Source organism: Pseudomonas sp. R76, from assembly GCF_009834565.1.
In the GTDB taxonomy this organism is placed as follows: Bacteria; Pseudomonadota; Gammaproteobacteria; order Pseudomonadales; family Pseudomonadaceae; genus Aquipseudomonas.
This window is the reverse complement of sequence record NZ_CP019428.1, coordinates 924472-945488: the sequence shown is the minus strand read 5'-3', so window position 1 is coordinate 945488 and position 21017 is coordinate 924472. Positions and strand designations below refer to the sequence as shown.

23 protein-coding genes and 1 tRNA gene are annotated in these 21017 nt (G+C 60.7%); 18 read left to right on the top strand and 6 right to left on the bottom strand.

Annotated features, from left to right (window positions below; all coding sequences use genetic code 11):
- The first annotated feature begins 209 nt into the window (after positions 1-209).
- From PspR76_RS04115 to PspR76_RS04060, 12 genes are all read left to right on the top strand, one after another.
- The gene (locus PspR76_RS04115) at positions 210-1196 is read left to right on the top strand and encodes an NAD(P)/FAD-dependent oxidoreductase (RefSeq protein WP_159954086.1); all 987 of its coding nucleotides are present in this window, start codon (positions 210-212) and stop codon (positions 1194-1196) included.
- Entirely contained in the window at positions 1193-1408 is a 216-nt protein-coding gene (locus PspR76_RS04110) for a TIGR02450 family Trp-rich protein (protein WP_159954085.1), read from the top strand. The genes PspR76_RS04115 and PspR76_RS04110 overlap by 4 nt, the downstream gene beginning before the upstream one ends.
- Positions 1409-1521: 113 nt before the next feature.
- Complete coding sequence (locus PspR76_RS04105) at positions 1522-2481, top strand: YbgA family protein (RefSeq protein WP_159954084.1); 960 nt, start codon at positions 1522-1524, stop codon at positions 2479-2481.
- A 3-nt stretch (positions 2482-2484) separates the two neighbouring features.
- Positions 2485-3414 (top strand): MerR family transcriptional regulator, encoded by a 930-nt coding sequence (locus PspR76_RS04100; RefSeq protein ID WP_159954083.1) that lies wholly within the window; start codon positions 2485-2487, stop codon positions 3412-3414.
- On the top strand, positions 3415-4857 hold the full coding sequence (gene phrB / locus PspR76_RS04095) for a deoxyribodipyrimidine photo-lyase (protein WP_159954082.1): 1443 nt from the start codon (positions 3415-3417) through the stop codon (positions 4855-4857).
- The gene (locus PspR76_RS04090; protein ID WP_159954081.1) at positions 4850-5272 is read left to right on the top strand and encodes a nuclear transport factor 2 family protein; all 423 of its coding nucleotides are present in this window, start codon (positions 4850-4852) and stop codon (positions 5270-5272) included. Before phrB ends, PspR76_RS04090 begins: the two co-directional genes overlap by 8 nt.
- Positions 5269-6051: an SDR family NAD(P)-dependent oxidoreductase gene (locus PspR76_RS04085; protein WP_159954080.1), complete on the top strand. Its 783-nt coding sequence runs from the start codon at positions 5269-5271 to the stop codon at positions 6049-6051. Before PspR76_RS04090 ends, PspR76_RS04085 begins: the two co-directional genes overlap by 4 nt.
- The gene (locus PspR76_RS04080; protein WP_159954079.1) at positions 6048-7295 is read left to right on the top strand and encodes an NAD(P)/FAD-dependent oxidoreductase; all 1248 of its coding nucleotides are present in this window, start codon (positions 6048-6050) and stop codon (positions 7293-7295) included. Before PspR76_RS04085 ends, PspR76_RS04080 begins: the two co-directional genes overlap by 4 nt.
- A complete protein-coding gene (locus PspR76_RS04075; RefSeq protein WP_159954078.1) occupies positions 7292-8101 on the top strand; it encodes a DUF1365 domain-containing protein in 810 nt (269 codons plus the stop codon). Before PspR76_RS04080 ends, PspR76_RS04075 begins: the two co-directional genes overlap by 4 nt.
- A complete protein-coding gene (locus PspR76_RS04070; RefSeq protein ID WP_159954077.1) occupies positions 8088-9359 on the top strand; it encodes an SAM-dependent methyltransferase in 1272 nt (423 codons plus the stop codon). The genes PspR76_RS04075 and PspR76_RS04070 overlap by 14 nt, the downstream gene beginning before the upstream one ends.
- Positions 9352-9843 carry a DUF2878 domain-containing protein gene (locus PspR76_RS04065; RefSeq protein ID WP_159954076.1) on the top strand — a complete coding sequence of 164 codons (492 nt, stop codon included), beginning with the start codon at positions 9352-9354 and terminating at the stop codon, positions 9841-9843. Before PspR76_RS04070 ends, PspR76_RS04065 begins: the two co-directional genes overlap by 8 nt.
- Before the next feature lie 54 nt (positions 9844-9897).
- Positions 9898-10203, top strand: coding sequence for a YkgJ family cysteine cluster protein (locus tag PspR76_RS04060; protein WP_016977069.1), 306 nt, complete (start codon positions 9898-9900; stop codon positions 10201-10203).
- 153 nt (positions 10204-10356) lie between these two features.
- Here PspR76_RS04060 and PspR76_RS04055 read toward each other — a convergent pair whose 3' ends face one another.
- The 6 genes from PspR76_RS04055 to hemA form a co-directional block, all read right to left on the bottom strand.
- Complete coding sequence (locus tag PspR76_RS04055) at positions 10357-10875, bottom strand: acyloxyacyl hydrolase (RefSeq protein ID WP_159954075.1); 519 nt, start codon at positions 10873-10875, stop codon at positions 10357-10359.
- 111 nt (positions 10876-10986) lie between these two features.
- Entirely contained in the window at positions 10987-11781 is a 795-nt protein-coding gene (murI, locus tag PspR76_RS04050; protein WP_159954074.1) for a glutamate racemase, read from the bottom strand.
- Positions 11774-12529: a molybdopterin-synthase adenylyltransferase MoeB gene (gene moeB / locus PspR76_RS04045; RefSeq protein ID WP_159954073.1), complete on the bottom strand. Its 756-nt coding sequence runs from the start codon at positions 12527-12529 to the stop codon at positions 11774-11776. Before moeB ends, murI begins: the two co-directional genes overlap by 8 nt.
- Positions 12523-13353: a peptide chain release factor N(5)-glutamine methyltransferase gene (gene prmC, locus PspR76_RS04040; protein ID WP_159954072.1), complete on the bottom strand. Its 831-nt coding sequence runs from the start codon at positions 13351-13353 to the stop codon at positions 12523-12525. The genes moeB and prmC overlap by 7 nt, the downstream gene beginning before the upstream one ends.
- A complete protein-coding gene (prfA, locus tag PspR76_RS04035) occupies positions 13354-14436 on the bottom strand; it encodes a peptide chain release factor 1 (RefSeq protein WP_159954071.1) in 1083 nt (360 codons plus the stop codon). It abuts the gene before it with no gap.
- Positions 14433-15722 carry a glutamyl-tRNA reductase gene (gene hemA / locus PspR76_RS04030; protein ID WP_159954070.1) on the bottom strand — a complete coding sequence of 430 codons (1290 nt, stop codon included), beginning with the start codon at positions 15720-15722 and terminating at the stop codon, positions 14433-14435. Before hemA ends, prfA begins: the two co-directional genes overlap by 4 nt.
- Before the next feature lie 182 nt (positions 15723-15904).
- Here hemA and PspR76_RS04025 point away from each other — a divergent pair, with 182 nt between their 5' ends.
- From PspR76_RS04025 to PspR76_RS04000, 6 genes are all read left to right on the top strand, one after another.
- On the top strand, positions 15905-17629 hold the full coding sequence (locus PspR76_RS04025; protein ID WP_159954069.1) for a tetratricopeptide repeat protein: 1725 nt from the start codon (positions 15905-15907) through the stop codon (positions 17627-17629).
- Positions 17630-17633: 4 nt separating this feature from the next.
- Positions 17634-18251 carry a lipoprotein insertase outer membrane protein LolB gene (gene lolB, locus PspR76_RS04020; protein ID WP_159954068.1) on the top strand — a complete coding sequence of 206 codons (618 nt, stop codon included), beginning with the start codon at positions 17634-17636 and terminating at the stop codon, positions 18249-18251.
- 47 nt (positions 18252-18298) lie between these two features.
- Entirely contained in the window at positions 18299-19102 is an 804-nt protein-coding gene (gene ispE / locus PspR76_RS04015) for a 4-(cytidine 5'-diphospho)-2-C-methyl-D-erythritol kinase (protein WP_442966816.1), read from the top strand.
- 37 nt (positions 19103-19139) lie between these two features.
- A tRNA-Gln gene (locus PspR76_RS04010) sits at positions 19140-19214 on the top strand.
- Positions 19215-19260: 46 nt separating this feature from the next.
- Positions 19261-20202 carry a ribose-phosphate pyrophosphokinase gene (locus PspR76_RS04005; protein ID WP_003208392.1) on the top strand — a complete coding sequence of 314 codons (942 nt, stop codon included), beginning with the start codon at positions 19261-19263 and terminating at the stop codon, positions 20200-20202.
- Positions 20203-20341: 139 nt separating this feature from the next.
- On the top strand, positions 20342-20941 hold the full coding sequence (locus tag PspR76_RS04000) for a 50S ribosomal protein L25/general stress protein Ctc (protein WP_159954066.1): 600 nt from the start codon (positions 20342-20344) through the stop codon (positions 20939-20941).
- Positions 20942-21017 lie beyond the last annotated feature (76 nt).

Here is a 21017-nt window from a genome sequence, read left to right as displayed (position 1 = left end):
ACACTCCTCATGTAACGTTCGCCGCCGATCACTGGTCTATTTTATAGAGAGGGATCATTTGTAATCCGGCGCGGTTTTTGGTTGAAGCCCAGGGTTTAACCATAGGCCACGCCGTAAGAACAGGTACGCCAAAACTTATACCAAAAAACAATATTGTACAGCTATGGGCGTCGGCGTAGTCTGTACCCAACGGTAAAACGAGGCCTCCCATGACTGTTCCCATCGCGATCATCGGCACCGGCATCGCCGGTCTCTCCGCCGCCCGAGCGTTACAAGACGCGGGGCACGTTGTGCAACTCTTCGATAAAAGCCGCGGCAGTGGCGGCCGCATGTCCAGCAAGCGCAGTGATGCCGGCGCGCTGGATATGGGCGCGCAGTACTTCACCGCCCGCGACCGGCGCTTCGTCAACGAAGTGCAACGCTGGCAAAGCAACGGCTGGGTGGAGCAGTGGAAGCCTCAGCTCTACAACTTCAAGTCCGGGCAACTCACGCCCTCCCCCGATGAGCAGATTCGCTGGGTCGGCACGCCGCGCATGAGTGCGATCACGCGTGCGTTGCTGGATGATTTGCCGGTGGAGTTCGGTTGCCGTATTACCGAAGTGTTCCAGGGCAAACAGCACTGGAACCTGCTCGACGCAGACGGCGGCAATCACGGCCCGTTCAGCCATGTGGTGATCGCCACGCCGGCGCCACAGGCCACAGCGCTGCTGGCCGCCGCACCCAAACTGGCAAGTGCCGCCGCCGGGGTGAAAATGGACCCGACCTGGGCCATCGCCCTGGCCTTCGACAAGCCCCTGGATACGCCCATGGAAGGCTGCTTCGTACAAGACAGCCCTCTGGATTGGCTGGCGCGCAACCGCAGCAAACCGGGGCGCGACACCACACTCGACACCTGGGTGCTGCACGCCACCAGCACCTGGAGCAAGGCGCACCTCGACCTGCCCAAGGAAGCCGTGATCGAACACCTGCACGGTGCCTTCGCCGAACTGCTGCACAGCGCCATGCCCGCACCGTCCTTCAGCCTGGCGCATCGCTGGCTCTACGCACGACCGTCCAGCGCGCACGAATTCGGGGTGCTGGCCGACGCCGACCTGGGCCTGTACGTGTGTGGCGACTGGTGCTTGTCCGGGCGGGTCGAAGGCGCCTGGCTCAGCGGCCAGGAGGCCGCGCGACGCCTGATCGAGCACCTGCAATGAACCGCATCAATCCCGCCAAGTTGCTGCTGTCAAAGTGGACAGCAGCCGCGCCTCGCAACAAGGAAAAACACTTCCTGGTCACCGAGCTGTTTCGTGACGAGGAAGGCACCGTGCTCGAAATCGAGCTGCAAGCCGTCATGACGCGTCGCGCTGAACGCCTGGCCTGGCAAACGCTGCAAAACGCCGAGGCGTGGAAAATCGGCTGGAAGTAGTGCCACTAAAAATACTTGTACAAAATATTTGACTTGTACAGCATCAAATCTATGATGAGATTTAGTTGTACAAGCTTTCTAGCTTGTATAGGAATTTTTGCAGAGGTTCGGCCATGTCCAGCACCGTCAAACCGAAGATTGCCATCAGCGCCTGCCTGTTGGGCGAAAACGTGCGCTTCAACGGCGGACACAAACAATCCCTGCTGTGCAGCCAGACCCTCGCCGACTACTTCGACTTTGTGCCGCTGTGCCCCGAAGTCGCCATCGGCCTGGGCATTCCCCGCGAACCGATTCGCTTGGTCGGCGACCCTGCGAACCCGCAAGCCATCGGCACCGTGCACCGCGAGCTGAACGTCACGCAGCCACTGAATGACTACGGCCAGCAAATGGCTCAGGAACACACCGACTTGTGCGGCTACATCTTCATGCAGAAATCGCCGTCGTGCGGCCTGGAGCGGGTCAAGGTCTATCGCGACAACGGCACGCCCGTCGACGGTGGCGGGCGTGGCATTTACGCCCAGGCGTTTTGCGCACGTCACCCCAACTTGCCGGTGGAAGAAGACGGTCGGCTGAATGACCCGGTACTGCGGGAGAACTTCCTGACCCGCGTTTTCGTGTATGCCAGCTGGCAGCAATTGCTCGCCGAAGGCCTCACCCGTCACCGACTGCTGGCCTTCCATTCACGCTACAAATACTTGTTGATGGCCCACAGCCCGGCGCACTACAAAAGCCTCGGCCAGTTGCTCGGCAGCATGGGCAAGGGCATTGATCTCGACGAACTGGCCGCCGGCTATTTCAGCGAGTTGATGATCGGGCTGAAAAAGTGCGCCACCCGTGGCACCCACACCAACGTGCTGCAACACATCAGCGGCTACCTCAAGCAGGCCATCAGCGCCGATGACAAACAGGAAATGCAAACCGTCATTGGCCAGTATCGCCACGGCATCGTGCCGCTGGTGGTGCCGTTGACGCTGCTCAAACACCACTTTCGTCAACACCCGGACCGCTATATCGCGCAGCAGGCCTACCTGCAGCCGCACCCGGAAAACCTCAGCCTGCGTAATGCGATCTAGACCATGAAAGCTGCCCTGCAAGACGAACCCGGCGAAGACATCGCCCAAGCCCTCGAAGACGGTTGGCTGCCGATTCGCGAAGTGGCGCGCCAGACCGGCGTTAACGCCGTGACCCTGCGCGCGTGGGAGCGTCGCTACGGTTTGATCGTGCCCCAGCGCACGCCCAAAGGTCACCGGCTGTTCAGCGCCGACCATGTCCAACGCATCCACACCATCCTGACCTGGCTCAACCGTGGCGTGCCGGTCAGCCAGGTAAAAGGCCTGATTGATTCCGCCCAGGCCAGCCCCGACACCGTCGAAAACGAATGGCACGCCCTGCGCCAGAACCTGCTGAACGCGATCAGCGAACTGGCCGAACGCCGGGTCGACGACGCCTTCAACCAGGCCATGGCGCTGTACCCGCCGCGGACCTTGTGTGAGCAATTGTTATTGCCGCTGCTCAAGGAGCTTGAGCAAAGATGGCAGGGCCAATTCGGCGCGCAGATGGAACGGGTGTTTTTCCTGTCATGGCTGCGCAGCAAGTTTGGCGCGCGGATTTACCACAACAACCGCCAGCTCCAAGGCCCGCCATTGTTGCTGGTCAACCATTCCGACCTGCCGCTGGAGCCGCACCTGTGGCTCAGCGCCTGGCTGGCCAGCAGCGCCGACTGCCCGGTAGAAGTCTTCGATTGGCCACTGCCGGCCGGCGAACTGGCACTGGCGGTGGAACACCTGCAACCGCGCGCCGTGCTGCTGTACTCGAGCAAAGCCCTCCACTTGTCGGCACTCGGCAAACTGTTGAGCGGCATCAGTTGCCCAATTTTGATTGCCGGACCAACGGTATGCATCCATCAGACCGAGTTGGCCGTATTTACCCGTGACATCCCTGAACTGTGCTTGGCCGAAGACCCGTTGTCGGCACACCAGCTACTGATCCAGCGTGGAATTGTTTAAATGCATTTGATCTGGCTGCGCACCGACCTGCGCCTACACGACAACACCGCCCTGGCCGCCGCACGCCAGCGAGGCCCGATGGCGGCCGTGTACCTGATCAGCCCCGAGCAATGGCTGGCCCACGATGACGCGCCGTGCAAAGTCGACTTCTGGCTGCGTAACCTGCAGCACTTGAGCCACAAGCTCGGCGAGCTGAACATTCCCCTGCTGATCCGCAGCGCCGCCACCTGGGACCAGGCGCCGGGCGTGCTGAGCGCGCTGTGCCGGGAGCTGTCGGTTGAATCTGTGCACGTCAACGAGGAATACGGCATCCACGAGAGCCGCCGCGATGCTGCTGTGGCCAAGGCCCTGGAAGCCGACGGCGTGACCTTTCACAGCTACCTGGACCAACTGTTTTTCCAACCCGGCAGTGTGCTGACCAAAACCGGCACTTACTTCCAAGTCTTCAGCCAGTTCCGCAAGGTCTGCTACACGCGCCTGCACAGTGCCTTGCCGCGCGTGGTGGCAACCCCCAAAGCCCAGGCCAGGCTGGACCTGAAAAGCGACCCCATTCCAACGCAGGTTGAAGGTTTCGGGCCGCCCAGCGAAACCCTGCGCGCCCTCTGGCCGGCCGGTGAAGACGAAGCCCGGCGCCGCCTCGACGCCTTCGCCGACCAGCAGATCAGCTACTACAAAGATGAGCGTGATTTCCCGGCCAAGCCCGGCACCAGCCAGCTTTCCGCTTACCTTGCCGCCGGTGTGGTTTCACCGCGCCAATGCCTGCATGCCGCCTTGCAAAGCAACCAGGGCGAGTTCGAAAGCGGCGATATTGGCGCGATCACCTGGATCAACGAACTGCTGTGGCGCGAGTTCTACAAGCACATTCTGGTGGGCTACCCACGGGTTTCCCGCCACCGCGCGTTTCGCCCCGAGACCGAAGCCGTGGCCTGGCGCAATGCGCCCAAGGACCTCGCCGCGTGGCAAGAGGCGCGCACCGGCCTGCCGATCATCGACGCCGCCATGCGCCAATTGCTGGAAACCGGTTGGATGCACAACCGCCTGCGCATGGTGGTGGCAATGTTCCTGACCAAGAACCTGCTGATCGACTGGCGTGAAGGCGAGCGTTTCTTTATGCGCCATCTGATCGACGGCGACCTGGCCGCCAACAACGGCGGCTGGCAGTGGAGCTCATCCACCGGCACGGATTCGGCGCCGTATTTCCGGATTTTCAGCCCGTTGAGCCAGTCGGAGAAATTCGACAGCGAAGGCGTATTCATCAAGCACTGGCTGCCGGAGCTGGCCGCGCTGAATAAAAAGGAAGTGCACAACCCCGAGGCGGTTGGCGGCCTGTTTGGTGTTGCAGACTACCCGCGCGCGATTGTCGACCTGAAAAAATCCCGCGAACGCGCATTGGCCGCCTTCCGCAGCCTGCCTTCACGCCAGGAGGTGGCCGAGCATGAGTGACTTCCTGCGCAGGTTTGCCCAGGCCTTTGCCACGCTGGACAAGCACAACCTGCACCTGCTCGACAGCCTGTACAGCAAAGACATCGCCTTCGCCGACCCACTGCACGAAGTGCACGGGCTGCCCGCGATGCACCGCTACTTCACTGAGCTGTACAGCAATGTCAGCCAACTGCGCTTCGACTTCCACGGCTTCGACCAAGTGGCCGAAGGCGAAGGCTACCTGCGCTGGAAAATGAGTTTTTGCCACCCGCGGCTGAACAGCGGCCAAGTGATCCGGGTGGAAGGCTGCTCGCACCTGTTGTGGCGCGACAAGGTTTACCGGCATCGCGATTATTTCGACGCTGGCGCTTTGCTCTATGAACACCTGCCGGTACTCGGCCGTGTTGTCAGTTGGCTGAAAAGGAGAGTCGGATGAGCCATTCATTGCCCCGTCGTTATTGGCTGACCGGCGCCAGCAGTGGCATCGGCGCCTCACTGGCCGTTGAGTTACTCAACAGCGGCGCTCATGTTGCGCTCAGTTCACGCACCAAAGGCCCGTTGCAAGCCCTCGCCCAACGCTACCCAGGCCAAGTGCTGGTGGTGGCCGGCGACCTGACCAACAGCCAGACCGTGCGCGAAATCGGTGAGCAAATCGACGCGGCCTGGGGCTCACTGGACACGGTGATCCTCAACGCCGGCACCTGTGAATACGTAGACGCGCGGCAGTTTGACGCGTCTATCGTCGAGCACGTGGTACGCACCAACCTGCTCGCGAGCAGCTATTGCATCGAAGCGGCGCTGCCGCTGTTGCGCAAAGGGCAAACGCCACACCTGGTCGGTGTGGCCAGCGCCGTGACCTACCTGCCAATGCCACGCGCCGAAGCCTATGGCGCGTCCAAGGCCGGGCTGCGCTACCTTTTCGAGTCGCTGCGCATCAGCCTGTCGCCCGAGAACATCGACGTCACGGTGATCAGCCCAGGCTTTGTCGACACGCCGTTGACCGAACGCAATGACTTCCCGATGCCCTTGAGCTGGTCCGCCGACAAGGCCGCGCGGCATATTTTCGCCAAGCTGGATAAACGCCCGCTGGAAATCGCCTTTCCCGCGCTGTTTATCGCCACCCTATGGCCGCTGTCGAAGCTGCCCAACCGTGCGCAACTGATCATCGGCAAACGCATGCTGCGCAGCCCGCCGCCGCAGAAGGACGACCTGTGAAGATCGCTATTATCGGCAGCGGCATCGCCGGGCTCACCAGCGCCTACCTGCTCAGCCGCCGCCACGACATCACCCTGTTCGAAGCCGGCGAGCGCATCGGTGGGCACACCCACACGGTCAACGTGACGGTCGAGGGTGAACGCTACGCGGTGGACACCGGTTTTATCGTATTTAACGACTGGACCTACCCCAACTTCATTCGCCTGCTGGGGCAGATTGGCGTCAGCTTCAAACCCACCGAGATGAGCTTTTCGGTGTGCGATCAAAACGCAGGCTTCGAATACAACGGCAATAACCTCAACAGCTTGTTTGCCCAGCGCCGCAATATTTTGTCGCCGGGGTTCTGGGGCATGTTGCGCGACATCTTGCGCTTCAACCGCCAGGCGCCGCTGGACCTGCAAGAGCAGCGCATCAGCGCCGACATGACGCTGGGTGATTACCTCGAAGCCGGCGGTTACGGCGAGCGTTTTATCCGGCACTACATCGTGCCGATGGGTGCGGCGATCTGGTCGATGTCCCTGACCGACATGCTCGGCTTTCCGCTGCAGTTCTTTGTACGCTTCTTCAAGAACCACGGCTTGCTCTCGGTGAACAACCGGCCGCAATGGTGCGTGATCGAAGGCGGCTCCAGCAGTTACATCGAACCGCTGACACGCAGCTTTCGCGAGCAGGTGCGCCTCAATTGCCCTGTGCATAAAGTCGAGCGCACAGACGATGGTGTAGTTATCCACAGCGTCGCCGGCAGCGAGGCTTTTGATCGGGTGGTATTCGCCTGCCACAGCGACCAGGCACTGGCACTGCTGGCCGACCCAAGCCAGGCCGAACAGGAGATTCTCGGTGCCCTGCCCTACGCCGACAACGACGTGGTGCTGCACACCGACACGCGCCTGCTGCCCGACCGCAAACTCGCCTGGGCCAGCTGGAACTACCGGCTCACCGGCGATGCGCAGACCCAGGCTGCCGTGACCTACGACATGAACATCCTGCAAGGCATCGACAGCGCCACCACCTTTTGCGTCAGCCTCAACCAGACGCCGATGATCAACCCGCTGAAGATCCTCGCGCGCTACACCTATGCGCATCCGCAATACAGCCTTGCGGCCGTTGCCGCGCAAGCGCGCTGGGAAGAATTGGCGGGCGCGCGCAACACCTTTTATTGCGGCGCCTACTGGGCCAACGGCTTCCATGAAGACGGCGTGGTCAGCGCATTGCGCGTGGCCCAGGCCTTTGGCGAAACCCTATGAACAGCGCCCTGTACAGCGGCTGGATCGCCCATCGCCGGTTTGCGCCCAAGGCCCACGCCTTCCGCTACCGCATCGGCTTGCTGTACCTGGATTTAAGCGAAGAAGACCAAGTGCTTGGGCTGTCGCCTTTGGCTGGCGCGGGCCGCCTGGCACCCTTCGGTTTTCGCCAGCAGGATTACCTGCGTGAATTCACGCGCCACGGCATGAGCTTGAGCGATGCCGTGCGCCAGCAAGTCGGCAAGGCGCTGGGGCGTGAGCCTCAGGGCGTTATCTGCCTACTGACCCAGGCCCGCAGTTGGGGCCTGGCTTTTAACCCGGTGAGTTTCTTCTACTGCTTCGAGGCCGATGGGCAACTGGCCGCGATCCTGTGTGAAGTGACCAACACCCCGTGGCGCGAGCGCTATCACTACGTGCTGCCGGCCCAGGCCCTCGGCGCGGATGAGCATCAGCACTTTGCCGTGGCCAAGGCTTTCCATGTGTCGCCATTTTTACCGCGTGACCTGGAATACCGCATGAGCTTCAGCCCGCCCGCCGCCAAGCTCGGCGTGCACATGGCCGACTGGCAGGGCGAGCTGAAAGTCTTCGACGCCACCTTGAGCCTGCACAAAGAAGCGCTGAGCCGCGCCAGCCTGCATCGCTACCTGTGGCGCTTCCCGTGGATGACCGCCAAGACCTGCCTGGCGATTTACTGGCAGGCCATGCGCCTGTTGCTTAAACGCACACCGATTTTTTCCCATCAGGCCGCCGATGGCGCCTCTCGCACCGCAGTCGGGTATACCAAGGATCGCCGCCATGAAATCCCCTAGCTTATCGGTCAAGACCAACCGCCTGAACGTCAACGGCCTGACCAGCGCACTGCTGCGCAAGGCCGTGCTGCGCCAACTCAGCCAACTGCGCCACGGCCAGTTGGTGGTGATCGAAGACGGTGAGCGCCAGGTGTTCGGCGCACGCGAAGCGCACCTGCTGGGGGAAATCCAGATTGTTGATTCGGCCGTCTGGGGGCTGGTGGCCGCCAACGGTTCGATCGGCGCCGGCGAAGCCTTTATTCACGGTTACTGGACCACCCCGGACCTGACCGACGTGGTGCGCGTGATGGTCAGCAACCTGGACGTGCTCGACGCCATGGAAGGTGGCCTGGCGCGCCTGGCCCGCCCGTTCACCCAAGGCCTGCACTGGCTCAACCGCAACACGCGCAAGGGCTCGCAGAAAAACATCGCCGCCCACTACGACCTCGGCAATGACCTGTTCGAAGAATTCCTCGACCCGACCATGATGTACTCGGCGGCGCAGTTCCTGACGCCCGAGGACACCCTGGAACAGGCGCAGTTGAACAAGCTGGAACGCATCTGCCAGAAACTCGCGCTCAAGCCCACTGATCACTTGCTGGAAATCGGCACCGGCTGGGGCAGCATGGCGCTGTATGCGGCGCAGCATTACGGCTGCAAAGTCACCACCACGACCTTGTCCAAAGAGCAGTTTGCCTACACCGAGAAACGCATCGAGGCCTTGGGTTTGCAGGGCCAGGTAACCCTGCTGCTGCAGGACTATCGCGACCTGACCGGCCAGTACGACAAGCTGGTGTCCATCGAGATGATCGAAGCGGTGGGCCATCGCTTCCTGCCGACCTACTTCAAGCAGTGCGCGCATCTGCTCAAAAGCGACGGCCTGATGCTGCTGCAAGCCATCACCATTCGTGAGCAGCGCTTTGAGCAGGCCAAGAACAGCGTTGACTTCATTCAGCGCTACATTTTCCCCGGTGGCGCCCTGCCCTGCGTGCAGAACATGCTGCACATCGTCAGCCGCGACACCGACATGAACCTGCTGCACATGGAAGACTTCGGCCTGCACTACGCAAAAACCCTGCGCCTGTGGCATGAGAACTTTCGCCGCGCCCATGGCCGTCTCACCGAGTTGGGCTACGATGAGTACTTCCTGCGCTTGTGGGAATTCTACTTGTGCTACTGCGAAGGCGGCTTTATGGAACGTACGATTGGTACTGCGCAACTGCTGCTGGCCAAGCCGGCGGCGATCAACCCGCCGTTGCTCGGGCGTTTCAGTGCTTAAACGGCTGGCGAATGCCGTGCTGTTTCAGTGCGGCTGGTTTGCCTGCGTGCTGGGCGGTGACAGCCGCTGGCTGTGGGTGGTCGCCGCCGTGCTGGCCATCCACCTGTTGTGGGTAAGTTCATGGTCTGCGGAGGGGCAAGTCATCCTCGCCGTTACCTTGCTGGGCACCGTTATCGACACCTCGTTGCGCACCTTTGGCGTGTTTCATTTCAGTTTTCCGGGGCCGCTGATTCCGTTCTGGCTGGTGCTGCTGTGGGCGTTGCTTGCCACCACGCTGCGCCATTGCCTGGCCTGGAGCGCACAGCCCTGGTGGCGTGCCAGCCTGTTGGGCGCCGTCGGCGGGCCGCTGTCGTATTACGCCGGCAGCCAATTGGCCGGTGTGAGTTTCGGCTATGGCACGGCGCCTACCCTGATCGGCCTGGCGCTGCTGTGGGGGCTGCTGTTCCCGGTGCTGCACTGGATCGCGCGGCAATTGGGGCACTGACGCCCGTCAGAGCATTCACACCTACCTGACCCGCTTGGCTTACACTGCGCGTCTATGACCAACATTCCCCACACTCAAATCACCGAACCCGCCGTGACCTGCTCAACGTGCGCGGCCTGCTGCTGCCAGTTGGAAGTGATGCTGATCACCGACACCGGCGTGCCGGAACGCTACATCGATACGGATGATTGGGGCGGCGAAGTGATGCTGCGCCTGGATGACGGCTGGTGTGCGGCGCTGGACCGGGACACGATGATGTGCACGATCTACGAGCGCCGGCCGCTGATTTGCCGGGAGTTCGAGATGGGGGCACCGGAGTGTCTGACCGAGCGAGAAGGGATTGCGACGGCCTACCGCTGACACCAGGGTAGATAGAGATCAAAAATGTGGGAGCGGGCTTGCTCGCGAAAGCGGTGTATCAGTCAATTATTCGGTAACTGACACTCCGCTTTCGCGAGCAAGCCCGCTCCCACATTTGGTTTTGCAGTGTTCTGGAAAATCGTGTGCTGGTGGCTACAACGGCAAGGTGTAGTGCAACGAGTAGCTCTCTACCCCATCGTTGTTGCTGCTGATGCCGGCGTTGGAATAGTGCGTGGCGCGAATGCCTACCTCATGCCCACCGGCAAAGCGCAAACCAAAGCCCAGACGGTCTTCGAACTGGAAGGCCTGGCCGATGTTGTTGTCTTCCAGGCGCGTGCGCGAGAACACGGCCACGCCGATCCCGGCTTCGATGTAGGGCTTGACCTTTTCCCCGGCAAACTCGTACACAAACACTGGCGAGAACGACAGGCTACTCGCGCCCGCGCGCTTGTCGCCATCCCAATAGGTGTAAGCGCCACTCCAATAGCCAGTCAATCGACCGGTATCGCTCTGCCACCAGCTTTTATCCCAATCCGACGTCAACCCGAGCCGATAGGTCATGGTCGAATCGCTGGTGCTCCCCACACCGAACTCCAGACCGGCAGCTTGAGCCGAAACAGAGTGCCCTACTACGACGGCCGCAAACGCAGCCAAACAGAACAAGCGCTTCATAAGAAACAGTCCTTTGAGACGAAGTTGTATGTTTTGGTACAGGCTAACTCGCTATAGAAGCCAACGCAGAGCCAGAAGTTCAGCGTCTGATCGCGTTATTTCACAAAATTTTCACGCGTCGAAGCTTCGCACAACTCCGGGATATTCCCATAGAGTCGGTAGGATATTTCTTAGGTGATCGACATCACCACTGGTCCAGAACTGCGTAGGTTCAGGATTGCCGACGGCCAACAGGTCGCGCTCGCTCAACAATCGCTTGAGCTGACGCGCCACGGCGGCACCGGTGTCGATCAGGATGATGCTGGGGGGAAGCATCTGTGCCAGGAGTGGCTTGAGGAAGGGGTAGTGGGTGCAGCCGAGAATAATCGTGTCGCAACCCGCACTGAGCAGCGGGTCGACATAACCTTGCAACATCTGGCGCAACGCGGCGCTGCCAAGGTCGCCGGTTTCAATCAACTCAACCAACCCCGGGCAGGGCTGAGTGATGACACGCACGTCGGTGGCAAAACGGTCGAGCAACGCCGCGAACTTGGCGCTTTGCAGGGTGCCGGTGGTGGCGAGTACACCGACCACGCCACTGCGAGTGGCGGCAGCCGCCGGTTTGACGGCGGGCTCCATGCCCACCAATGGCCAGTCGGGGAAGTCCTGACGCAAATCGGCGACAGCGGCGACAGTCGCCGTGTTACAGGCAATCACAAACGCCTTGGCGCCCTGCTCGCGGAAAAACTCGGCGACGCACCGGGAGCGCTCGAGAATGAACGCCGGAGTTTTCTCGCCGTAGGGAATGTTACCGCCGTCAGCCACGTACAGCAGTGACTCATGGGGCAGTAACTGTTGGATTTCATCCAGCACCGACAGGCCGCCGACGCCGGAATCGAACACACCGATGGGCGCGTCCTTAACCACGCTCAACTCCACACACGCTGCAACCCGGGTCGCGCTTGACGCGTAATTCGCGAAAGCGTGTGGTCAAGGCATCGATCAGCAACAAGCGACCCACCAGCGGCTCACCGAAACCGGCCAGCAGTTTCAAGGCTTCCAGCGCTTGCAGGCTGCCGACCACGCCCACCAGCGGGCCGACAACGCCGGCTTCGCTGCAGGTCAGTTCGGTGTCGCTGCCGTGCCCGTATAAACAGTGGTAGCACGGGCTGTCGGCGCGGCGCGGGTCAAACACCGACAATTGCCCTTCAAGGCGAATCGCGGCACCACTGATCAATGGCGTGCCGGCAGCGACGCAGGCGGCGTTGACGGCTTCACGGGTGGAGAAGTTGTCGCTGCAATCGAGTACCACGTCCACCGCTGCCACCGCCGCTGCCAGAGAGTCCGCGTCCAGCGCGGTGCGATGGGCGAGCAGAGTGACTTCGGGGTTGATGGCGCTCAGGCGGCGCATGGCCGAATCGACCTTGGTCTGCCCGACGCTGTCAGTGTCGTGGATGATCTGGCGTTGCAGGTTGGTCAGGTCGACGGTGTCGAAGTCGGCCAAATGCAACTCGCCCACACCCGCTGCGGCCAAGTAAAGCGCGACAGGCGCGCCCAGGCCACCGAGGCCGACGATCAATGCACGCGCGTTTTTCAGGCGCAACTGGCCTTCGATGTCGACATGCTGCAACAGAATCTGTCGGCTATAGCGCAACAGCTCCTGATCGGTCAGCACGGCCGGCGTCCCAGGGTGATGCGCTCGTGGCCACCGAGGTCGACGCGGCTGTGTACGTCTTCAAAACCCTCGCCCAGCAACAGGTCACGCACGGCCGCCGCCTGATCGTAGCCATGTTCAAGCAACAGCCAACCGCTGGCATTCAAGTGGGCCGGGGCTTGGGCGCTGATCAAGCGCAAATCGTCCAGGCCGTCATGGCCGGCCACCAAGGCGCTGGCAGGCTCAAAGCGCACATCGCCTGCGACCAGATGCGGGTCGTTGTCGGCAATGTAAGGTGGGTTGCTGATGATCAGGTCGAACGTCTCGCCCTGCAGGGCGCTGAACCAATGGCTGTTCAGCACCGTGGCGTTTTTCAGGTGCAGGCGCTGGCGGTTGCGCTCCGCCAGGGCCACGGCTTCCAGCACGCGGTCAACCGCGGTGACCTGCCAAACCGGGCGCTCGCTGGCCAGGGCCAGGGCGATGGCACCGCTGCCGGTGCCCAGGTCGAGAACCTTGGCAGGCGTGGCAGGCAGCAGTTCCAACGCGGCTTCCACCAGAAATTCGGTTTCGGGACGCGGGATCAGCGTGTGCGGCGCGACCTCCAGGTCCAGCTTCCAGAAGCCTTGCTGGCCGAGGATATACGCGACCGGCTCACCGCCACGGCGGCGCTGCAGGTAGTTGGCAAAGGTCAGTGCGGCTTCGCTGCTGACGATCTTTTCCGGCCAGGTGTGCAGGTAGCTGCGCGATTTGCCCAAGGCAGCGGCCAGCAACAGTTCCACATCCAGGCGCGCGGTGGGCGAGTCGGGCAAGTCCGCGGCGCGCAGCAAGCTGGCAATGATGGTCATTTATTCACCTATCGCCGCCAATTGATCGGCCTGGTACTCGGCAAGCAAGGGCTCGATCACCGCATCCACGCCACCGGCGAGAATCTCGTCGAGGGAATACAGTGTGAGGTTGACCCGGTGGTCGGTCACCCGGCCCTGGGCAAAATTGTAAGTACGAATGCGTTCGGAGCGGTCGCCCGAACCCACCAGCAGCTTGCGCTCGCTGGCAATCGCGTTGGCGGCGGCGCTGGTCTGCTGGTCGTTGAGTTTGGCCGACAGCCAGGACATGGCCCGCGCACGGTTTTTGTGCTGGGAACGTTCTTCCTGGCACTCCACCACAATGCCCGACGGCAAGTGCGTGATGCGGATCGCCGAGTCGGTCTTGTTGACGTGCTGGCCACCGGCGCCCGACGAACGATAGGTGTCGACACGCAAGTCCGCCGGGTTGATCTCAATGGCTTCCTGCTCGTCCGGCTCAGGCAACACGGCCACGGTGCACGCCGAGGTGTGGATACGGCCCTGGGATTCTGTCGCCGGAACCCGCTGCACGCGGTGGGCGCCGGATTCGAATTTGAGCTTGCCGTAGACGTTGTCGCCTTCAACCCGGGCGATGACTTCTTTATAGCCGCCGTGTTCGCCTTCGTTCTCGGACAGAATCTCGACACGCCAGCCGCGACGCTCGGCGTAGCGCGAATACATGCGGAACAGGTCGCCGGAGAAAATCGCCGCCTCGTCGCCACCGGTGCCGGCGCGGATTTCGAGGAACACGTTGCGCCCGTCGTTAGGGTCTTTGGGCAGCAACATGCGCTGCAGATCGCCTTCCAGCTCGGCGAGTTTTTCCTTGGCTTCGCGAACTTCTTCCACGGCCATTTCGCGCATGTCCGGGTCGCTGTCCTTGAGCAGCGCCTGGGCGCCTTCGAGGTCGGCTTGCACTTTGGTCAGGTGCTTGTAGGTGGCCACAATCGGCTCAACTTCGGCGTATTCCTTGGAATAGGCGCGGAATTTGGTCTGATCGGAGATGACCTCGCCATCGCCGAGCAAGGCGGTCAGTTCTTCGAAACGGTCCTGGAGCACGTCCAGTTTATTGAGCAGTGACGCTTTCATTGCGGTTTTTTATCCGAAGAGCTATCTGACGCGCCCTCACCGAGGGCAAAGAGTTCCTGGGCCATGGCCAGCGCATCGAGGCGGCCTTCGGCGGTAAGCTTTTTCAACTGAACGCTGGGGGCGTGGAGCAACTTGTTGGTCAGGCCACGGGCCAGTTGCATCAGCACCTCTTCGGCGCCGCTGCCGTTGGCCAGCATCCGCTGGGCCTTGACCAACTCTTCGTCGCGCAGGCGTTCGCCCTGCTGACGATACGCCTTGAGCACGTCGACCGCCGCCAGTTCACGCAGGCGCACCATAAAGTCTTCGGCGCCGGTGCTGACCATTTCCTCGGCGGCCTGGGCAGCGCCCTGGCGACTCTTGAGGTTTTCGGCGACCACTTCGTGCAGATCGTCGACGCTATAGAGGTAAACGTCGTCCAACTCGCCGACTTCCGGCTCGATATCGCGGGGAACGGCGATATCCACCATAAAGATCGGTTTGTGCTTACGCAGCTTCAGCGCGCTCTCGACCGCGCCTTTGCCAAGGATCGGCAGTTGGCTGGCGGTGGAGCTGATCACAATATCGCTGCGCACCAGTTCGGCCGGAATGTCCGACAGCAACACCGCGTGGGCGCCGAACTGCTCAGCCAGGATGCTGGCGCGCTCCAGCGTGCGGTTGGCGACCACAATACGCTTCACACCCAGCTCGTGCAGATGACGGGCGACCAGGGTGATGGTTTCACCGGCGCCGATCAGCAGGGCCTGGCTGCGCTGCAAGTCGCTGAAAATCTGTTTGGCCAGGCTGACGGCGGCAAATGCCACGGACACGGGGTTTTCACCGATGGCCGTGTCGGTACGCACCTGCTTGGCGGAGTTGAAGGTGGCCTGGAACAAGCGGCCCAGCAACGGGCCGACAGTGCCGGCCTCGCGGGCCACGGCGTAGGCGGACTTCATCTGGCCGAGGATTTGCGGCTCGCCCAACACCAGCGAGTCGAGCCCTGCGGCGACGCGCATCATGTGACGAACTGCCGCATCCTCTTCGTGCACATAGGCACTGGCGCGCAGGTCATCGAGGCTCAAATGGTGATAATCGGCCAGCCAGCGCAGCACCACATCCGCTGAAAGATGTTCCTGCTCTATATAAAGCTCACTGCGATTGCAGGTCGAAAGGATCGCAGCTTCGCGGCTGTCGGTGATCCGGCAGAGCTGCTGCAAGGCCTCAACCAACTGCTCTGGCGTGAACGCCACGCGCTCGCGCACGTCTACGGAAGCAGTCTTGTGGTTAATACCGAGTGCGAGGAAGGCCATTCAATATCGCTGATGATGTCGGGAAGCCGACAATTGTCCTACTTCGAAAGACCCAGAACAACCACCGTCGTCTATTGTCCTAGTAGCTTATGCCTATAAAGGCACCAACTGAGACTCGGTTATGTTTGGCCGAAGGCTTGTGTCATGATGATCCGACCGCAGGTTAGTCGTCCTCTTCCTATATGAATAGATCCTCCGCGTTGCTCCTTGCTTTTGTCTTCCTCAGCGGCTGCCAGGCCTTGGCCCCCGTGTCGCCGGACGGTACGCCGCCGGTAGAAGACAGCACCCCCGCCCCTGAAAAGCCCAAGGTTTATTCCTCGTTCAATGAAGAAACGATCTACAGCCTGCTGACCGCGGAACTCGCCGGCCAGCGCAATCGCTTCGATATTGCCCTGGATAACTACGTGACCCAGGCCATCAATACCCAGGACCCGGGCATTTCCGAGCGTGCATTTCGCATCGCCGAATACCTGGGCGCCGATCAGGCCGCGCTGGACACCTCGCTGATCTGGGCGAAAAACGCGCCGGATGACCTGGAAGCGCAGCGTGCAGCGGCCATCCAACTGGCGCGCGCGGGGCGCTATGACGACTCCATGGTCTATATGGAGAAAGTCCTGCAGGGCAAGGGCGACACCCATTTCGACTTCCTCGCGCTGTCGGCTGCCGACACCGACCAGGACACGCGCAATGGCCTGATGAAGAGTTTCGACCGCCTGCTGCAAAAGCATCCAAAGAACAGCCAGCTGATTTTCGGCAAGGCGTTGCTGCTGCAACAGGATGATGAAGCCGACGCGGCCCTGAAGTTGCTGGAGCAGAACCCGCCGGACGACGGCGAGATCGCGCCGATTCTGCTGCGCGCACGCCTGCTGCAGAACCTCAATCGCGGCAAGGAAGCGATTCCGCTGCTGGAAAAAAGCATCAAGAAATACCCGGACGACAAGCGCCTGCGCCTGACCTATGCGCGCACGCTGGTTGAGCAGGACCGTATGGAGGACGCCAAAGTACAGTTCGCCAACCTGGTCCAGCAATACCCGGACGACGACGAATTGCGCTATTCCCTGGCACTGGTGTGCCTGGAAGCCAAGGCGTGGGACGAGGCCAAGGGTTACCTGGAAGAGCTGATCCAGCGCGAAAGCCACGTGGACTCGGCACATCTGAACCTGGGCCGTATCGCTGAAGAGCGCAACGACCCGCAGGCTGCACTGCTGGAATACGCCCAGGTCGGCCCCGGCAATGACTATCTGCCGGCCCAGTTGCGCCAGGCCGATATTCTGATGAGCAATGGCCGCACCGACGAGGCGGAAAAACGCCTGGCCGCGGCGCGTGATGCCGAGCCGGATTACGCGATCCAGCTGTACCTGATCCAGGCCGAGACCTTGTCCGCCAACAAGCAGGGCGAGCGCGCCTGGAAGTTGCTGCAACAAGCGTTGCTGCAATACCCCGACGACTTGAACCTGCTGTACACCCGCGCCATGCAGGCGGAAAAACGCAATGACTTGGCGCAAATGGAAAAAGACCTGCGCCTGATCATCAAGCGCGACCCGGACAACGCCATGGCGCTGAACGCCTTGGGTTACACCTTGTCCGACCGTACGACGCGCTACGCCGAAGCCAAGGTGTTGATCGAGCAAGCCCACAAGCTGAACCCGGAAGACCCGGCCGTACTCGATAGCCTGGGCTGGGTGAATTACCGCCTGGGCAATCTCGACGAAGCTGAGCGCTTGCTGCGCCAGGCACTGGAGCGCTTCCCCGATCAGGAAGTGGCCGCTCACCTGGGCGAAGTGCTCTGGGCCAATGGCAAACAGCGCGAAGCGCGACAAATCTGGGAAAAATTCCTCAAGGAACAACCCGAAAGCCCAATCCTGCGCGGCACCATCAAGCGCCTGACCGGATCCGAGACCCTTTAAGCTTATGTTCTTGCGCCACGTTATTGTTTTCAGCCTCATCGCCTTGCTCGCCGGTTGCGCGGGTTTCGGCGCCCGCGAATCCGTTGAAGGCCAGGGCAACCCGGCGCAATGGAAACAGCACAAGGACCAGCTCAGCAGCATCGATGGCTGGCAGATCGAAGGCAAGGTCGGGGTTCGCGCGCCAAAAGATTCCGGCAGCGGCACCTTGTTTTGGCTGCAACGCCAGGACTATTACGACATTCGCCTCTCCGGCCCGCTTGGCCGAGGCGCTGCACGCCTGACCGGTCGCCCGGGGCAAGTCAGCCTCGAAGTGGCCAACCAGGGCCGCTACGAAGCGGCCTCGCCGGAAGAATTGCTGGAACAGCAAATGGGCTGGAAGCTGCCCGTATCACACCTGGTGTGGTGGGTACGCGGTTTGCCCGCGCCAGACAGCAAAAGTCGCCTGAGCCTCAATGGCGATAGCCGCCTCGCCACGCTGGAGCAGGATGGCTGGCAGGTCGAGTACCTCAGCTACGTGCAGCAAAGTGGTTATTGGTTGCCCGAGCGCATCAAGCTGCATGGCACCGACCTTGACGTCACGCTGGTGATCAAGGACTGGCAACCGCGCAAGCTGGGGCAATAAACGTGACTGCAAAGCTGACGTTGCCCTCCCCGGCCAAACTCAATTTGATGCTGCACATTCTGGGGCGCCGTGAAGACGGCTACCACGAGCTGCAGACGCTGTTTCAGTTTCTCGACTACGGCGATGAACTGACCTTCGCCGTACGCGACGATGGCGTGATCCAGCTGCATACCGAATTCGAAGGCGTGCCCCACGACAGCAATCTGATCGTGAAGGCCGCGAAAAAACTTCAAGCGCAATCCGGTTGCTCGCTCGGCATCGACATCTGGATCGATAAAATCTTGCCCATGGGCGGTGGCATTGGTGGCGGCAGCTCAAATGCTGCGACGACGCTGCTTGGCCTGAATCACTTGTGGCAACTGGGTTGGGACCATGATCGCCTGGCCACGCTGGGCCTGACGCTGGGCGCCGACGTCCCGGTTTTCGTGCGTGGGCACGCAGCTTTTGCCGAGGGCGTGGGGGAGAAACTCACCCCGGAATACCCCGAAGAGCCGTGGTATGTCGTGCTTGTTCCGCAAGTATCTGTAAGTACAGCAGAAATTTTTTCAGATCCACTGTTGACACGTAACTCTCCTCCCATTAAAGTGCGCCCCGTTCCCAAGGGAAACAGTCGAAATGACTGCTTACCGGTTGTAGCAAGGCGTTATCCAGAGGTACGTAACGCTTTGAATTTGTTAGGTAAATTTACCGAAGCAAAATTAACCGGAACTGGAAGTTGTGTGTTTGGGGGCTTCCCAAGCAAAGCTGAAGCTGATAAAGTCTCGGCCCTTCTTACAGAGACCCTTACAGGGTTTGTAGCAAAGGGAAGCAACGTTTCGATGTTGCATCGCAAGCTGCAAAGTCTGCTCTAAAAGGAACCGAGTACTGGGTACTCGTTGCAACAGATACAGGGGCGTCGCCAAGCGGTAAGGCAGCAGGTTTTGATCCTGCCATGCGTTGGTTCGAATCCAGCCGCCCCTGCCATTTTCTAATACTCATCCAGGTTACCCTCAGCCTCTAGGTACTGCGCGTGTCCAAGATGATGGTCTTTACGGGGAACGCTAACCCCGATCTGGCTCGACGTGTCGTACGTCAGCTGCATATCCCTCTCGGTGACATCTCTGTCGGTAAATTCTCCGACGGCGAAATTACAGCCGAGATCAATGAAAACGTTCGCGGTAAAGATGTCTTCATTATTCAGCCGACTTGCGCTCCGACCAACGATAACCTGATGGAACTCGTCGTGATGGCTGATGCCTTCCGCCGCTCCTCAGCGACTCGAATCACAGCTGTAATCCCTTACTTTGGTTATGCCCGTCAGGATCGCCGTCCGCGCTCCGCACGTGTGGCTATCAGCGCGAAAGTCGTGGCTGACATGCTGACCGTGGTAGGCATCGACCGTGTTCTCACGGTTGACCTGCACGCAGACCAAATCCAGGGGTTCTTCGATATTCCAGTGGATAACATCTACGGCTCCCCCGTATTGGTGGATGACATCGAAGACCAGCGCTTTGAAAACCTGATGATCGTGTCCCCGGACATTGGTGGCGTCGTGCGTGCACGGGCTGTTGCCAAATCCCTGGGCGTGGACCTCGGGATCATCGACAAACGCCGTGAAAAAGCCAATCACTCTGAAGTGATGCATATCATCGGTGATGTCGAAGGGCGTACCTGTATTCTGGTTGATGACATGGTCGATACCGCCGGCACCCTGTGCCACGCGGCGAAAGCCTTGAAAGAGCACGGTGCAGCAAAAGTCTTCGCCTACTGCACACACCCTGTGCTGTCGGGCCGAGCGATCGAGAACATCGAGAATTCCATGCTGGACGAACTGGTGGTGACTAACACCATCCCGTTGTCCGCTGCAGCTCAAGCCTGTTCGCGTATCCGTCAACTGGATATCGCACCGGTAGTTGCCGAAGCGGTTCGCCGCATCAGCAACGAAGAATCGATCAGCGCGATGTTCCGTTAAGGGTCAAACCTTACGAAGCACCCCACTGACGAAAAGCGCCCCGCCCCAACCTACTGTTGGGGCGGGGCTTTTTTGCCCATATCGCCTTTAGCGCTGGTCGCAAACGCTGGGGCGAATGTGGTTATTTTGGAGATACAACATGAACGATTTTACTTTGAATGCTGAACTGCGTTCCGACCTGGGGAAAGGTGCGAGCCGCCGCCTGCGTCGTCTCGCAAGCCTGGTTCCAGCTGTAGTTTACGGTGGCGAAAAAGCCCCTGAATCCATCAGCATGCTGGCTAAAGAAATCGCCAAACTGCTCGAAAACGATGCTGCTTACAGCCACGTTATCGAACTGAACGTTGGCGGCAAAAAGCAAAACGTAATCATCAAGGCGCTGCAACGTCACCCGGCCAAAGGCCACGTGCTGCACGCTGACTTTGTACGCGTTGTTGCCGGTCAGAAACTGACCGCCATCGTTCCAGTACACTTCGTCGGCGAAGAAGCTCCGGTTAAGAAAGGCGGCGAAATCTCGCACGTCCTGAACGAAATCGAAGTGACCTGCCTGCCGAAAGACCTGCCTGAGTTCATCGAAGTCGACCTGTCGGCTCTGGAAATCGGCGCCATCATCCACCTGTCCGACCTCAAAGCCCCTAAAGGCGTTGAGTTTGTTGCACTGGTTCACGGTGATGACAAAGCTGTTGCAAACGTTCACGCTCCACGCGTTGCACCAGAAGCTGAAGAAGGCGCTGCAGAGTAATTCACTCTGTATTGCCGGAGCTTGAGGAAACATCGCGGACCGAAACGTAGCGAGAAAGCGGGCGATAACGCGGCGT